At 60.6% G+C, this 16,031-nt stretch carries 9 protein-coding genes and 1 pseudogene; 5 read left to right on the top strand and 5 right to left on the bottom strand.

Going from position 1 to position 16,031, the window contains the following annotated elements:
* Nucleotides 1-103 precede the first annotated feature (103 nt).
* A complete protein-coding gene (locus AC1EJZ_RS00145) occupies nt 104-1,813 on the top strand; it encodes an alpha/beta hydrolase (protein WP_480293728.1) in 1,710 nt (569 codons plus the stop codon).
* A 42-nt stretch (nt 1,814-1,855) separates the two neighbouring features.
* On the opposite strand, the gene AC1EJZ_RS00140 is transcribed toward AC1EJZ_RS00145, so the two are convergent.
* The 3 genes from AC1EJZ_RS00140 to AC1EJZ_RS00130 form a co-directional block, all read right to left on the bottom strand.
* On the bottom strand, nt 1,856-3,121 hold the full coding sequence (locus tag AC1EJZ_RS00140) for a diacylglycerol/lipid kinase family protein (RefSeq protein WP_480293727.1): 1,266 nt from the start codon (nt 3,119-3,121) through the stop codon (nt 1,856-1,858).
* A gap of 160 nt (nt 3,122-3,281) precedes the next feature.
* Nucleotides 3,282-4,292 carry a DsbA family protein gene (locus AC1EJZ_RS00135; protein ID WP_058237635.1) on the bottom strand — a complete coding sequence of 337 codons (1,011 nt, stop codon included), beginning with the start codon at nt 4,290-4,292 and terminating at the stop codon, nt 3,282-3,284.
* Nucleotides 4,293-4,369: 77 nt separating this feature from the next.
* Nucleotides 4,370-7,333: a lysylphosphatidylglycerol synthase domain-containing protein gene (locus AC1EJZ_RS00130; RefSeq protein ID WP_480293726.1), complete on the bottom strand. Its 2,964-nt coding sequence runs from the start codon at nt 7,331-7,333 to the stop codon at nt 4,370-4,372.
* 120 nt (nt 7,334-7,453) lie between these two features.
* Between AC1EJZ_RS00130 and AC1EJZ_RS00125 the strand changes: the two are divergent.
* Nucleotides 7,454-8,092, top strand: a pseudogene (locus tag AC1EJZ_RS00125) (DedA family protein); the annotation flags it as partial.
* A gap of 204 nt (nt 8,093-8,296) precedes the next feature.
* Complete coding sequence (locus tag AC1EJZ_RS00120; RefSeq protein ID WP_285015325.1) at nt 8,297-10,654, top strand: DUF6541 family protein; 2,358 nt, start codon at nt 8,297-8,299, stop codon at nt 10,652-10,654.
* 27 nt (nt 10,655-10,681) lie between these two features.
* On the opposite strand, the gene AC1EJZ_RS00115 is transcribed toward AC1EJZ_RS00120, so the two are convergent.
* Nucleotides 10,682-12,010, bottom strand: a complete 1,329-nt coding sequence (locus AC1EJZ_RS00115; protein ID WP_285015322.1) for a YkvI family membrane protein — start codon at nt 12,008-12,010, stop codon at nt 10,682-10,684.
* Between the two features lie 240 nt (nt 12,011-12,250).
* A complete protein-coding gene (locus AC1EJZ_RS00110) occupies nt 12,251-13,573 on the bottom strand; it encodes a YkvI family membrane protein (RefSeq protein WP_285015320.1) in 1,323 nt (440 codons plus the stop codon).
* Between the two features lie 247 nt (nt 13,574-13,820).
* Here AC1EJZ_RS00110 and serS point away from each other — a divergent pair, with 247 nt between their 5' ends.
* Both serS and AC1EJZ_RS00100 read left to right on the top strand, forming a co-directional pair.
* On the top strand, nt 13,821-15,092 hold the full coding sequence (gene serS / locus AC1EJZ_RS00105; RefSeq protein ID WP_285015317.1) for a serine--tRNA ligase: 1,272 nt from the start codon (nt 13,821-13,823) through the stop codon (nt 15,090-15,092).
* Entirely contained in the window at nt 15,089-15,994 is a 906-nt protein-coding gene (locus tag AC1EJZ_RS00100) for an HAD family hydrolase (protein ID WP_480293725.1), read from the top strand. The genes serS and AC1EJZ_RS00100 overlap by 4 nt, the downstream gene beginning before the upstream one ends.
* Nucleotides 15,995-16,031 lie beyond the last annotated feature (37 nt).

Here is a 16,031-nt window from a genome sequence, read left to right as displayed (position 1 = left end):
TCAGGTGAATCGTGGTGATGCGGTGCGATGTTCGTACAATAGAGAGGACGCGGACGTGAACGTATCCCCACGTCTGACATTCCATGCAACACGGAGGTGACGGGTGCTCGACAGTCCATCTCTGCTCGGCATTATCGCCGCGCTGGTGATGTATGCAGTGTCCGTGTCGCCGTCCCTGCTGCCCAGATCCTGGTGGTGGCAATCCGTCGTGTCCGGCGTTCTTGCATCGCTCGGATACGTGGTGGGAGTGGTGATCGAGAGCACCGGAACATTAATTTTGCGCCTGACTGACTTAACCATCAGTGCCTCGCCTGCCACCGAAACCGGGTTGCGGTGGGCCGCATTCGTTATTTTCATGATCTGGTTCATCCGATCAGTTGTTCAGTCATTCATCCACGCCCGCTCAGCTGCGCAACTGGTGGACATGCCCGGTCCGCGAATCAGTTCCATTGTGCTGGGACTGCTCGGAGCATTTGTGCTCTTCCACGTGATCATCGGTGTACTGGATGCGTTGCTGTGGATGTTGGCCACCCTGGTCACTTTCCTGGCGCGATGGATACCGATGTGGATTGCGTTGGCGGTGGGATGCGCAATCATCGTGGCGCTGCTGATCCTGTTGACCTCAAAAGTGATTATCGCTGGAGGTGTCACGTTCTTTTCCCGAAAGGCATGGGAAATGAACAACCGCACCGCCAAAGGGATCTTTCGTCCCGAGGTGCCCGAACGATCCGGATCCCACCATTCCCTGGTGTCGTGGGCATCCGTTGGCGGTCAGGGCCGCGTGTTTTTGGGACGAGGCCCCTCGCGCCACGACATTGAAGAGGTGACCGGGCGCGAGGCCCTCGAACCTATTCGCGTCTACGCCGGCATGCCGACAGGCGGGCAGACCCTCGCTGACGCAGCTGACATGGTGGTGCGCGAATTGGAACGCACCGGCGCATTCGAGCGGGCGGTCATCGCCGTCAATACGTCAACGGGATCCGGCTGGGTTGACGAGTGGGAAGTGCAGCCTCTGGAGTACCTGACCTGCGGCAACTGCGCCACAGCGTCGATGCAGTATTCCTACGCGCCCTCGTCCCTGCATTGGATGACCGGATTGGACCACTGCGTCGAAGCCGCGATCATGCTGTACCAGGCAGTCAAGAAGGCAGTGGACGGTCTGCCTGCTAATCAGCGGCCGGCGTTGTATATCACTGGAGAGTCGCTCGGCGCATTCGCCTCACAGGCTGTGTATACCGACCTGGCCGATGTGATGCGTCAGGTGGACGGTGCGCTGTGGGTGGGGACGCCCTCGTTCACCCCGATGCATCAGGAGCTGACAGAAAAGAGGCATCGCGGATCGCCCGAGGTGGCACCTGTTGTGGACAATGCGCGGCATGTGCGCTTTGCGACAGGTCCGGAGGATCTGCGCCACGATATATACGGCCGTGAACTCGGGCCGTGGCACTTCCCGCGCATCATCTACGCACAACACCCGTCCGACCCGGTGGTGTGGTGGACGGGCCGCCTGGCGTGGTACCAGCCGGACTGGATGCGTGAAAAAGCCGGCCGCGACGTGTCACCGTCCATGGAGTACACCCGTATCGGGACATACCTGCAGGTGCTGGCTGATTTGCCGGTGGCGGGTCGGGCACCCGGTGGGCACGGGCACACCTACCACCACGAACTGATCCCCATGTGGAAGGAACTGCTGGGGCTTGGGGACGCAGAACGTCCCAACACGCTGACCGATGGCCAGTGGGCTGATGATGCGATGCTGCGGAGGATCGGGCACGCCATTTCCGCCAACATTGCGCTGTCCGAACGCCAGTAGGCGGCGGTCAGGCAGGCTGCCGGAGAGCGAGTCCCTTGAGCGTTACTGGCGCGGAACTGCGATATCGACGGCAGACTCGTCAACCCTGACATGCACGGTCGAGGCTGTTCCGACCGGATCCCCGTCGACTTGCACGATGCGCGGCTGATCGACGTCGACCTTGACATCGCGGCACTGGCGAGCTGTCATGTGGCCGGTCGAAGTAGGCAGATCCAGTGGTGTCCATCCTGCTCCCTGCGCAAGAATCTTCCCCGCAACATCTGCCCAGCCAAGCAGACCTGCGCGCACGTCCACTGCCACCACGTCGAGGAGTCCGTCAGTCGGATCCGCATCAGGCACCAGCACCAGGTAGGGCAGCTCACCACAGTTGGCAACCATGATGGTCCGTGCCGGCACATCGCTCAGTTCTTCAACATCAGGGCGGTCACCCTCGTCTGCCTGCGCGTCGGGGTGTTCTGCCAGGTCAGGAGCCACCGTCGACTGGTCGGCGGAGACGGCATCCTTCAACTTCAGTGACGCCTTCATGCGTTTGCCGTGCAGCGCCTTCACACCGGAAATGACGTAGGCAATCCACCCGATCTTCTTCTTCAGACCAGAATCCGTGTTCGCCATCGTCTCGCCATCAAAGCCCATTCCGGCAATGACCGTGTAGGCGAATTCATCATCCTCTGCGATGGTGTCACCGTTCGCATCCAGGCGTTCGCGTGCTTCGCGGATCAGCTGGCCTTCAGCGGTCAGGTCGCCAACCTCGTCCGGATCTTCCATCCGCAGCCACGCCAAGTCACCGTGAATAAAGGTGCTGCCCAGCGCAATACGGATGGCTTCATCCAGGTCGTCGGTGGGAATATTCAGGTTGCGTGCCAGCAGGTTGCCGGTTCCGGCGGGGATGATTCCCATCGGCACGCCGCTGTGAGCCAGGCTGGCCGCAACTGCACGCACGGTCCCATCACCGCCAGCAGCGATGACCAGTGATGCGCCCTTCGTCAGGGCCTCAATGGCCTGCCCGGTGCCGGGATCTTCCTCGCTTGTCTCAATCCACTCGATGTGGGAGACGTTGCATGAGCGCGCTACTTCTTCGACGTGGGCCTGGAACTGTTCAGTGTCTGACTGTTTGGCAGGGTTGAACACGACCCACACGTTCTCCAGCGTCTTGTCGCTCTCATGGGTGTTGACGTCGAACTGGGCGTCCTGGCGCGCATTTGAGCGCGATTGCTGGAAGGCGAGCCAGCGTACGACCAACACCAGACCAGCTGCTGTAGCGCCAGCCGTGGCCAAACCGATCCATCGTGAAAGATTGATGCGTCCCATGAAAAGCTCCTATCTGACGGTGCGACTGTCTGGACTGTGCAGCTTCGAGTTCCCAGCGGTGCGGACGGGCCGGCCCGCCAGTCCTGTTCGACTCTCTGGTACCTTCTACCTCTATTGTCGGGCAAAGTGGGCGCAGGGGCGCGGCGGTTAATCCTTCTGCCTACTTCTCGGCCGCCGGCTCGATCGCCTTGCCGGCTTCAGCAGCCTGATTCTCGATGGTGCGGATGAAGTAGTCAACAGGGTAGACACCTGTCAGGTACGCGTTGTTGATGAAGAACGAGGGTGTTCCCGTCAACCCCACTGATTTGCCGTGCTGCGTATCAGCCTGGACGGCGTCCTTGATCTTCTCGGACGTCAGGTCGGCGCGGAATTGATCCAGGTCTGCCACACCTACCTGCTCAGCAATCTGCGTGACGGACTCTTCAGTGTAGGACGCATGATCTTGCGTGGGAGCCTGAGCGAAAACCGCTTCGTGGAATTCGACGTACTTGCCCTGCAGGCCGGCTGCCCGCGCAGCGGCGGCAGCGATGTCAGACCCCTTGTCGGAGAAGATCACCATGTCGCGGTACTCGATGCGCAGCGTCCCATTGTCAATCAGTTCCTGAAACTTGGGCTCAACCTCCTGGGCGTACTTGGCGCACATGGGGCACGAGTAATCCGAGTACTCGACCATCACGACGGGAGCGTCGACCTCGCCGCGCGCCATCGGGTCGTTGGGATCGCGTCGTGGCTCATCGGCCAGAATCTTCAACGCCTCCTCATTGGTCTGCGAGGGAGCGTAGTCCAGCTGCTGTTGAGTGGTTGCGGATTCAGAGTTTTCACCTTGCTGCGATGCCGCCTCGTCCTGTGTCTGCGAGGACGCCTCGCTTTGTGCCTGTGACGGCTGCGGCGCGGTGCTTCGCCCAACGAACACTCCGGCGGCGAACGCCAGGACCACTGCCAAAACAGCGGCAATGGCGACCAGGACGGATGACGAGGAGCGCGACGACTGTGAGCGCGCCGCACGAGCATCAGTGCCGTGCGTAGCTGATCCTGCTGGTGCGGAATTCTCGTCTGCACCAGCAGAGCCGGTGGAGGAGGCTTGTGAGCCGGAGACGGGCACGGTGCGCGTCAAATGTGAATCTGCGCGACCAGGTGATTCAGAATCAGAAGAAGTACGCTGAATGTCCATACACGCACATTATCGCGTTTTACGTGGCCACGTCGGTCGAGCCACCTCCGGTGCACAACGTGATGCGATCCGAAGATTCAGAGCAGATCCTTCTTCTGCATGATCTTGAGGGCCGCCCATCCGAAGGGGATACGACCGTAGAAGGTCACCAGTCGGTACAGGACGGCAGTGGACAGTGCCACCGAGACGGGGATGCCGGCAACCTGCAGTCCGCCGGTCAACGCAGCTTCCACCGGACCGATACCGCCAGGCGAGGGGATCACTGATCCCAACGAGTTCGACGCCAGATATGTCACCGCCAGGGTCAGCAGGTTGAGCTCACCGCCGAAAGCCTTGAGCGCTGCCCAGAACGCGCCGACGAAGCCGATATTCATCACGATGTTTCCACCTAGGACGGCGGCGATACGCTTGGGCTGACCCACGATCCAGATCAGACGCGGGTAGATCTGCTTCCACGTCGGCTTGATTTTTGCCCACAGCCACCTGCGCAATTTCGGCACTGCGAGCGCTGTGGCCACCACCGCCAGTACTGCGACCACGATCAGCACGATCGTCGACGTCGGCAGGGAAATGTTAAGCGGTGTGGATGATGCTCCGGTCAGCAAGATGATGAAAAGCAATGCGACAGTTGTCAGGAACTGGGAGATCTGCATGAGCGTGACCGTGGTGATCGCCATCGGTGTCTCAACTTTTTGTTTATTGAGGAAGCGCAGGTTCAGCGCCGCAGGACCGATACCGGCAGGAGCCACGACCGTCACAACGGACGCGGCGATCTGTGCCAGGGTCGCGTCAGACAGTTTGATCTTCTCGGTAGACAACGCCACCAAAGGCACGGCAGCACCGAACCACGTGAGCGCACCCAGGATGAACGCGATAAGAATCCACACCGGGCTGGCAGACGTAACAGCATCAGCGATTTCGCGGAAGTTCATCGAGCCGAGCACGACGATGAGGGCCACCGCGAGGATCGCGACCGTGATAATCGTCTTCGGGGCGAAGCGTTCAAGTTTCAAAAGCTGGGCGGATTCGTTCTTCTCATCGCCCACAATCGCAGTTCGCAGATTTGCCAACGTTTCACTCTTACGCACGGCACGGCTGATCTGCGCGGGCAGCACCGCGCCTTGCAACACCGGCGCGCTGGCCTTGAGTTCACGGATGCCTACCGCGCGCACCGCACTTTCCAGGGCGCGTTTTTCACCCACGCACACCGACAGCAACACCAGCATCTGAGCAATGTCGATCCTGCGGTTGAGCTCGTTCGTTGCTACTTCGCCCTGATCCCAGCCGAGCAGCCATACCTGTCCGGACGCGTCCAGCATCACCGAGTCGAACGTGAGATCGCGGTGCGTGATCGACCGGGAATGCGCCAGGAGTAACTGATTCCACACCTGATCCAGTACGTCGTCAGACAGGAGGTGATCAGGCGAATCCTTGAGCGTTGTCACCGGCGGGATCGCCTTGGATGCCACCAGGATTGAATCGCCTACTTGGGCCATTCCCAGTGGTTCAGCAACATGCACGCCAGCTCTGTGCGCAGCCAGCGTCGTCAGCGTGGAGCGTTCAGCGTTGGCTTTCAGCGACGGCGAGACCCATCGTGATATCCCGCGCAGACGCAGATTGTTCCATACGTCGATCAGCGTGCCTGTCAGTTCGCGACCCGGATCAAGCACCTGTACTTCCCACAGCCTGCCGTGGTCATCCCACACCGCATAGTGGCGGGCGTCGGGGCGTTGCGGGTAACGCGTGACGGTGTATTCAACCAGGTCCACATCGGTGGTGAACATGTGCAGATCCTGGCGCGTGGAAGTGACGTCAGCTTCCTCATCAGTGGAAGTGGTCACCTCATCGGTCACGTCAGTTTCAGGCGTGCCGGCATTGGTCGTCTCGCTGCCGGCTTGCACCGCGGTCGATCCTGGCCGAGCACCCACTAGTGCCGTATCGCGCCCCGGCTGCATGTCGGCCCCACTGATTGCCGAGGCAGACCCGTCCCCTGTTGGATGGCGATCCGGATTGACGCGCCGTGAGTCTACCTCGTCAATCTTCCACGTCACCAGCGGCGAGGTTGACGTTTCCAGGTCGGAACGGATGATCCGCGAGGGGACAATGCCGATCGACAGCAAGCCTTCGACAATGTCGATTCCAGTGGCACGCTGATCCTCGAAACCGAGGACCCATCGTGCCAGTGAGCCGATCATACGGCCAAGCAGCAGGGAGACGAGCGCTGACGGAAGGCTCATGGTGCCGCGAATGACGCCGAAAAATGCGACGACCGCCAGACCGAGCCAGCCGTAGCGGATGGAACGCATATGCGTCGTTTCGCCGGCTGTGGTGAATAACGCGGCAAGCGTCATGAGGACCAGGTTGATGGCGGCGTGTGCGCCGAAGGTGCCGGTGGCACCTAACGGAGCCGTGAAATCGGCAGGTACATGATCGAGCACTATCATCAGAACCCAACCAGTGAACGTCGCGATCGCCGCGGTCAGGAGTGTTTCGATGATGGTGGTGAGTCTTCCTCGCCGGGCAAGCGCGCCCACGATGACGATAGGGCCGGCCAGAATGATCAGGCCCTCGATCAGCGTGACGGGCAGCAGGAAAATGGCTCGCAGAGCGCCGGCAAAGACGTTGCGCACATCGTCGGTGACCCCTTGCGTGGTTGAATGGGCGTACATACCCAACACCCACACCAGTGCGATTCCCAGGAGTGCGAGGATAACGTCGGTCAGATCCTCACGTCGGCGCGTGCGCTCCTCATGACGGTCAGCGAAATACGCGGGCCGCGACAGGCGCGGAAGGGGAGCGGTCGCGCGTTGAGTGGCGGCGAGCTGGTCGATCGACAGGTCATCGATGGACGCGTCGGGGTTTGAGCCGGGCGGCTCAGTGTCAGTCTTGGCAGAAGCGTTCGTGGTGGATCCGTGCGGTGTGGGCGTCGACGGGCCTGACGCCGCGGAGGGCGATGCGGATGTGGATGTGGCTGAGCCAGGTTCGACCCAATCGGATGTCGTCGACTGGGGTGCCGTCGAATCCGCGCCCTTCAAAGTCATACGATCTATCCTAATGGCGCAACGCCTATTCGTGCAGTAACACATATAGGGTAGTGCGTGCACCGTTTTGAGGTGTTATGCCCCGCTTATGAAAGGGAACTTGTGCTGGCTGTAACCGTGATGCCAACCGATCAATCGTGGTTGACAACCGTCATCGGTTGGTTCCACGATCCCGAATCCTTGCTGCTCGCGATGGGTCCGTGGGTGCTGTGGGGCACGCTGCTGATCGTCCTGATCGAATCGGGCATTCTGTTCCCGGTGCTGCCTGGCGACTCCCTGCTGTTCACGGCCGGTCTGCTTCATGAGCGCTTGGGGCTGCACCTGCCGACCTTGATTGCACTGACGTTCGTCGCTGCGTTTATCGGCGCACAGATCGGCTATTGGCTGGGGCATCGATTCGGGCGGCGTCTCTTTTCTGACAATGCGCGGATTTTGAAGACCGAGCATTTGCACCAGGCTGAACGCTACTTCGTGAAGTATGGCGGGCGCTCGCTGGTGATCGGGCGTTTCATCCCGTTTGTGCGCACATTCATTCCGCTTGCCGCCGGTATCGCGCGCTACCCGTACGGCAAGTTCGTCATCTATAACTCGCTGGGCGCTCTGGCCTGGGGCGTGGGCATCACATGGGCCGGCTCCGCGCTGGGCGGTATCCAATTCGTTCACGATAATTTGTCAGTCATTATCATCCTGATCGTCGTGGTCTCGGTCATCCCCATGATCGCCGAGTTCGCCATTCAGCGTGTCCGTCAGTCTCGCAAAGGTCGCGCTGAAGCAGCCGAAGCATCCGCGCAGGTGTCGGATGCAGTCGATGCCGCTTCTGAGGCTGCTGATCGCAGGTCCGGGTCAGTCAGCTCTGGTCCCGAAGCTGTCGACCCGAAGCCTGAGGCATTTCGGCGGGCCAGCAGCACGGCAATTGACGAGGGTGACCCGACCGGCACCGATCGCGCCACAGAAAGCTGATTCATGAACTGGGTTGCATGGTTGGGGCTGATGCCACTGGTGATCGCGATGGTTGTCATCGCAATCCTTCCCGGCTATTTCTGGGTGCGCACACAGATCCGTTCATCGGTGGTGGCTGCCGCAGCCGGACCGGCACTCACTGTCGGAACCGTGTCGATCCTGTCGATGATCTGGCATGCGCTGGGAGTTCCGTATACCCGCGCTACCGTTATGCCGGTCCTGGCATTGCTGACCTGCGCCGGAGCTGCGGTTTATGTGCTGCGTCGGCGCGCAAACCCTGAACATGGCGAACTGCTTGGAGACAGCCTGGTGGCGCGGCCACCACTGCGGGCAGATGCGCCGGCCTCGCACGCCTACCGCATTCTGTCGCGCAGAGCGCGCGGCGCAATCTGGTTCATGGTGTTTGTCGGCTGGGTGCTGGCCGCACTGCCCATGCTGATCGCGGCCAATCCGCGTGATCCCGTGCAACAGTGGGACTCTGTTTTCCACGTCAATGGTGTGTGGTCGATTCTGGAGACCTCACGTGCGGATCCTTTCGGAGGGTTGGCACCTCTGTACGGTGGACGTGAAGTTTTCTACCCGAACGCCTGGCATGCGTTCACGGCGCTGTTCGCCACGCCCGAAACCGTGATTCAAACGTCAAACGCGGCCTCGCTGGCACTGATGGCGCTGTGGGCGATCGGTGGCACAGCGTTCACTGCTGTCGTCACCACTTCACGGGTTGCCGTTGTCGTGGCACCCGTTGCTGCGGGCTGCATGCTCTCCATGCCGGCTGACGCCCTGACCATGTACAACCAGTGGCCCAACGCGTTGGGAGTCATCCTTCTGCCGGGAATTGCTGCAATGAGCCTGGTCTGGGGCAGGCGGTTGGCGCGATCGACCGATCGTGGGTTGGCTGGCGCGTTTGCACATCTTCCGCTGGGAGGGCTGATTGCCCTGGGCTTCGTCGGCATGGTGCTCGCCCACCCCACGGCCGCGTTTTCACTGGCTGTGCTGCTGATTCCACCGATCATTGCGTCCATGTTCATCCTCGTCAGGCGCTCCGCGTGGATCGGTCACTACGGCGTGGCTGCGGCAACAGGGGTGGTGTGCGTGGTGGCGGTGTGCGCGCCGCTGTGGATGCTGGGTATGGATCGCGTGCAGGCGATGGGGGATTACCCGAGGCGGGGCATTTCTTACGAGCAGGCTTTCTCGACCTTCCTGACCCCTTATCCGCCTTTCACCCGCACCATCGGCTTGATCTTGACCATCACGATCACCGCGGTGCTGATGCTGATCGGCATCATTGCGCTGATCCGCGGCGCATTTGTGTGGTCTCGAGTGGTCAAGAACGACATTCCCACCTGGCCGTGGCCGTCAGTGCCGCAGCCCGAGGCAGTAGTGCCTTCCGGCGCAGCGGCCCCCTCCGACGAGGCAGCGCAAACCGATGCAGCACTCCACTGCCAGACAGCAGATCCTCACGATGCGGCAGAGCAGCCCTCGGCAATGCTGCAGGATTCGACGGAGCCGCCCTCGTCGACGGCCTCCATGACCGTGAGCGAACGAGCCGACCTGTGGATCGCAACGCGCCAGCGCGTGCGCGAATCGTATGGGCCGCGTCCGACAACCTGGCTCATTGTCTCTTTCCTGCTGTTCGCGGCACTGACTTTCATGGCGTATGCGCCAGATTTTCCCGGACGCACCTACCTGCTGGCACCGTGGTACATGGATGCTCGTCGCATCATGGGGGTACAGAACCTCACGATGATTCCTCTGATCGCGTTCGGTTTCGAGCAGCTCGTGAACTGGGTGCGCTCGCACAGGGTGCGCGCCGCTGACGAGCATCATGCGCAATCGTCACTGTGGCGGGTCGGCGCACTGCTCGGCGTGTGGATCGTTGCCATGTCACTGGGCGGCGCGATGGATGCTCGGGTGTGGGCGGTGCGATACGTGTACGACGCAGATCACCTGGGCAAACCCGGAATGTCAACGAACGCGGAGCTGAACATGTTCCGGCGCATGCCTCAGACGGTGCCAGAAGATGCGTTGATCGTCGGAGATCCCATCGCCGGCGAGGCCTACTCGCTGTCGATCGGACAGCGTCAGGTCGTGTTCAGGCAACTGTCGACGGTTAACAAGGACACGGTTTCGCAAGATATCCTGCGCCGATCCTTTAATGAGATCCACACCAATCCCGAAGTGTGCCAAGTGGTTCGTGACCTTGGAATCACGCACTTCTTTGAGGACGAAGATGGCCAGTACTACAACTTCGCACGCTCCTCGCGAATGCCAGGGTTCTACAACGTGGACACATCCCACGGCTTCGAGCTGGTCGACACTGGCGGCACGGCGAAACTGTACCGCATCACTGCCTGCGACTGACGAAGCGCAGGGCGCGCGGAGTATGACTCAGTGCTTGTCAGCTGAGACCTGCTCGCCGGCTTCTGTGGCAGCCTGGTTTTCCTGACGGTCGGCTATCGACTCCCAATCGTCGTGGTCGATGCCTTCTTCTTCAAGTTCCTCCGCGGCGACGGCCCCCATCGCGTCGACCAGTTCGACGTTTTCAACATCGGAGTCCTCGACTTCGTGGCGCAGCTGCCTGGCGTGTTTGCGGGAAAAACCGCGATCGAGGCGCAGACGGCGACGTATCAACTTGAGAATGCGGTCGCGTCGCTCCGACTCGTCGATGATGTCCTGGCGAGTCTTGATCCACGAGTAAAACAGCACCACCATCAGCACGATGCCGCAGTACCCCAAGATCGGGAAGAGCTTGTTGACCAGCTCTTTGAACCCGAGGAATGACAGCCCGAACCCTGCCACTGTCAGCGCCAGCAAGATGACGCGGAACCGCATGTCGCCACCGTTGGAGAAACGCTTGGCTAACGCGTAGAACATGGCAATCGCGGTGTTGAAAATCATCAGGAACGTCACGATTGCCATCGCAAAGCCAAACCACGGATGGATGTGGTTGACCAGTGCCAGCATCGGCATGTCCTGGTCATACACGGTCGTCATTTGCGTCAGCAACGCGCCGGCGACCAGTGTGAGCAGTACGCCGTAGACTATGCCGCCGATCATTCCCCCGCGCCCGGCAACCTTCAGATCCGTGATGTCACCGCCCATGACGATCGCCATCGACACAACGGTGGACAGACACACGCCCACGTAGTTCAGGGTCGAAATATGCCACGCCGGAAGGGCCGTGTCCACCAGCTGCGCAGACTCGTGGATATCCTCCCACGCCGCATCAATGTGCGTGAATGACCAGATCACCACGATGAGGACGCACAGGATCAGCACGGGCGTCATCATGCCGATGATCTTCGTAACCTTGTCCACATCCAGCATTCCCACCAGCATGACCAGCACCGTGATGATCGCGGAACCCATCCATGTCGGCAGTCCAAACTGCTGTTCGAGATTCGAGCCGCCACCCGCAATCATGACGAAACCCAGGCTGAAGAGCGTAAACGTGATGATGATGTCGAACAGGCGGGCAAGGAATGGATGTGCCACCCCGCCGAATACCACGTTGTGGTCGCTGGCCAGAAAGTATGATCCGAGCTGAACGACCACCAGACCTGCGAATGAGAACACCGCACCGGTGATGACGGCGCCGACGATGCCCCACACCCCAAATCCGGAAAAATACTGCAGAACTTCCTGGCCTGAGGCGAAACCTGCACCAACGGTGATGCCGATGAAGGCAAGGGCAACAGTCAAGACTTTTTTATTCATGAACGGCTTTCGACGCGAACATTTCCTTTGATACTTTAACCTGCTTTGCTCGTTCACATGCGACTTTTATGCCGGGCGCCAGCGGCAGCGATCGGCCAGTTCGGCGATTCTTCCTTGTGTTCGCCGCTATTGACGAGGGTGGCTTCCACCTCCACTGCTGCCACTTAATCCACACGCTTATCCACAGATGGGGAAAACTACATCAGTGTCATTCAGCAGATAGCTGTGGCTTGACGTCGCTTATTTCGCCGACACCTCGCCGGTAGGGGCACCAGGTTCGGCCTGGTTCTGCAACACTGATTCACCGTCAAGATCGTCGTGAGCAATACCACGCGCATCAAGGTCGTCACACGTTTCTGATCCGATGGTCCCCACCAGCTGAGCATTTTCAATGGATGAGGCGCTCACTTCGCGGTCCAGACGTGCCTGATCGCGTCTGGAAAACACACGATCCGTGCGTAGTTTGCGTCTGAGCAGACGCGTGATTCGCCCTCGTCGATCAGTTTCCTCGTTAATCATGCGGCGCGTACGAATCCACGAGTAGCCCAGCACGCCCATCAGGATGAAGCCGGCATAACCAATGACGGGGAACAGCCAGGTCACCAGGTTCTTGAAGCCGAAAGCCGACAGGACGGTGCCGGCCACAACCAGCGCCACCAGCACCAGGCGGAAACGGCCGGTGCTTCCTGTGGAGAAACGCGAAGCCAGCGCGTAGAACATGCCGATCGCAGAGTTCAGGATCATGCCGAAAACAACCAGTGCCATCACGTGCCCCGCCCACGGTGCCGCGCTGGCGGCCAACGCCAGCATCGGCATGTCATCGCGGTACACGGTCGGCACGTGCACATACAGCGACACCGTGATCGCCAGCAGGAGGACTCCGAAGAACACGCCGCCGAGAAGGCCGCCAAAGCCGGCCACTTTCGGATCGGAAATATCGCCACCGATGACGATCGCCATTGACGCCACCACGCATAGGTTCATTGCCACGTAGTTCAGTGACGACAATGACCAGTGCGCAATGGTGGTGTCAACCAGCTGCGTTGAAGCGTGGATGTCACTCCAGGTGGCGTCGATGTGTGTCAGCGCGTAGATGGTCACCGCCAGGACGCAGATGATCAGCACCGGTGTGAGCGCGCCGATGATGCGCGTAACCCTGCTGACATCCAGAAACCCCATCGCCAGAACAACCACGATCACGATCGCTGAGCCAACCCATGTCGGCAGGCCGAACTGCTGATTCAGGTTCGTTCCTCCGCCGGCAATCATGATGAAACCAATTGAAAAAGCTGTGACAGTGACGGTGACGTCGAACAGGAATGCCAGAACCGGGTGCGCCACCTCGCCGAACACGACTTTGTGATCGCTGGCCAGGAAATAGGACCCGAGCTGGACAATCACGAAACCTGCGAATGAAAACACAATGGCAGCGGCCAATGCGCCGACCAGGCCCCACGGACCAAAACCGACGAAGTATTGAAGGACTTCCTGCCCGGAGGCAAAGCCTGCACCCACGGCGATCGCAATGTACGCCATGGCAACGGTCAGGACTTTCTTATTCATCTGTCGATCCGTTCCCGGGTCGCTTCCTCGCTGATGGGCACCTCCATAGCGCCGGCGCACCGTCGCGGCGTGGCACACGCCGCGGGGAAAGTCGCCCTCGTCAGTGACCCGAAGTAGTGATACCCACGAACTATAGTTGACCAGCCCTGCCGTGTGCGCGCGATTGAGGGGCGTCACCGCACATGCCCGCGACCCCTCCCCGCTGGCGCGGTAGTAACGGGCGGTGTATCTGAACTACCATGAACACATGATTGATATGCGTGCCTTGCGAGAAGATCCCGAACCGGCCCGCGCCTCACAGCGTGCGCGCGGCGCAGACGTGGAACTGGTGGACCGAATCCTCGAAGCCGACACGAAGCGGCGTGAACTGCTCCAGGAATTCGAGCAGCTGCGCTCGCAGCAAAAAGAGGTCTCTCGATCTGTGGGGCGTGCCAGCAAGGAAGAGCGGCCCGCAATCCTGGCTGAGGCCAAGGAACTGGCTGCGCGGGTCAAGAATGCTGAGGCCGCATCGAACGAAGCAGGCGAAGAAGCCGACAAACTGGCACGCATGCTTCCGAACCTGATTCTGCCGGGAGTGCCCACCGGTGGTGAAGAAGACTTCGTGGTGCTGCGCCATGAAGGCCCCGAGCCGCGTGACTTCGCGGCCGAAGGGTTCGAGCCGAAAGACCACCTGGAAATCGGTGAAAAACTGGACGCAATTGACGTCGAACGCGGCGCCAAGATTTCAGGATCGCGTTTCTACTACCTCAAGGGAATCGGTGCGCGCCTGGAGCTGGCGATGATGACCATGGCGCTGGATCAGGCTGTCGCTGCAGGTTTCACTCCGATGATGACGCCGACGCTGGTGACACCGCAGGTCATGGGTGGCACAGGATTCCTCAACGAGCATTCCGATGAAATCTACTACCTGCCTGCTGACGATCTTTACCTGGTGGGAACCTCAGAAGTCGCGCTCGCGGGCTACCACATGGGTGAGATTCTGGACCTGAGTGACGGCCCGAAGCACTACCTCGGATGGTCAACCTGCTACCGGCGCGAAGCTGGGGCAGCCGGGCGCGACACGCGCGGCATTATCCGTGTCCACCAGTTCAACAAGGCGGAAATGTTCTCGTTCTGCCGCCCTGAGGATGCTGAAGAGGAGCACAAGAAATTCCTTGCGTGGGAAGAAGAGATGCTGGCGAAGATGGAACTGCCCTACCGCGTCATCGATACTGCGGCCGGCGACCTCGGCACCTCGGCAGCACGCAAGTTCGACTGCGAGGCATGGCTGCCGACCCAGCAGCGCTACATGGAGGTCACCTCCACATCGAACTGCACAACCTTCCAGGCCCGGCGCCTGGGCATTCGAGAGCGCCGCGATGGCCAGATGTTCCCGGTTGCCACGCTCAACGGCACACTGGCGACAACCCGCTGGCTCGTCGCGATCCTGGAGAACCATCAGCGTGAAGACGGGTCCGTGCGCGTGCCTGAAGCAATGCGGCCCTACCTGGGTGGAATCGACGTCCTGGAGCCGCGGTGAGCATCCCGCTCCTCACACCGCCCCCGTCCGGCGAGCAGGCCATCCCCTTCGATGAACTCGTCGCGAGGGCCGAGGCCGGCCTGCCCTCGTCACTTCCCGGCGATCCGACCAAAATCATGGTCGCCCTGGACGTTGACGGCACATTGTTGCTTCCCGAGGGTGCCTCTGAGCGTGTCATCAGCGCATTCCATGACGGTGTTGCTGCCGGAATGAAGATGGTGATCGCCACTGGGCGAGGCGTCAATGCCGTCGACCCGGTCTTTGGCTATCTGAAAGCCAGTCAGGGGTGGGCGGTGTGTTCGAACGGCACCACGATGGGTCAGTGGGATCCCCAGCTCGAGGGTGGTCGACGCGTGGTGCGCCGGCACAGTTTCAATCCCGCAGAAGCAATTGACGCGTTACGCCAGGTCATGCCGGATGCATTGATCGGGTCAGAACGCGACTATGGATACGCTGTTTCTGCGCCGTTCCCACATGGTGAGCTGATCGAAACGTTCCGCGTCGAATCGATGGAGAACCTGCGCAGCACTCCCAGCACCAAAGTTGTTGGCCGTGCGCCGTCGTTGACGCGTGAAGAATTCAGCGAGGCGATCGCGCAGACTGGCCTGGTTGACACGCATGAAGTGGCGATCGGGTGGACGTCCTGGGTGGATGTCGGGCCTCGTGGCTTTACCAAGGCGACCGGTCTGGAAGAACTGGCTGAGTACCTGCAGGTGCCCCATAGCGGCATCGTCACGGTGGGGGATGGAACGAATGACATCCCGATGCTGCAGTGGGCTGCGCACGGCGTAGCGATGGGCGGCGCTGATGAGGACGTGCGCAGTCATGCCGACGCGGTGACCGGGTCGGTGGAGAATGACGGCGCTGCTGCTCTGGTTCGCGCGATTTTGAATCGCTTCTGACTCACCGGCTTGTCACAGACCTGAGGACGGCGACTGG

The organism is Pauljensenia sp. C0170B5 (assembly GCF_056590195.1).
Note: the sequence above shows the minus strand (reverse complement) of the source record. Positions and strands in the feature narration are given on the sequence as shown.

Excerpts from the sequence above, each read along its gene's own strand:
- serS (WP_285015317.1), top strand. The coding sequence starts at position 13,821 with ATGATTGATATGCGTGCCTTGCGAGAAGATCCCGAACCGGCCCGCGCC.
- AC1EJZ_RS00110 (WP_285015320.1), bottom strand. The coding sequence starts at position 13,573 with ATGAATAAGAAAGTCCTGACCGTTGCCATGGCGTACATTGCGATCGCC.
- AC1EJZ_RS00135 (WP_058237635.1), bottom strand. The coding sequence starts at position 4,292 with ATGGACATTCAGCGTACTTCTTCTGATTCTGAATCACCTGGTCGCGCA.
- AC1EJZ_RS00115 (WP_285015322.1), bottom strand. The coding sequence starts at position 12,010 with ATGAATAAAAAAGTCTTGACTGTTGCCCTTGCCTTCATCGGCATCACC.
- AC1EJZ_RS00140 (WP_480293727.1), bottom strand. The coding sequence starts at position 3,121 with ATGGGACGCATCAATCTTTCACGATGGATCGGTTTGGCCACGGCTGGC.
- AC1EJZ_RS00130 (WP_480293726.1), bottom strand. The coding sequence starts at position 7,333 with ATGACTTTGAAGGGCGCGGATTCGACGGCACCCCAGTCGACGACATCC.
- AC1EJZ_RS00120 (WP_285015325.1), top strand. The coding sequence starts at position 8,297 with ATGAACTGGGTTGCATGGTTGGGGCTGATGCCACTGGTGATCGCGATG.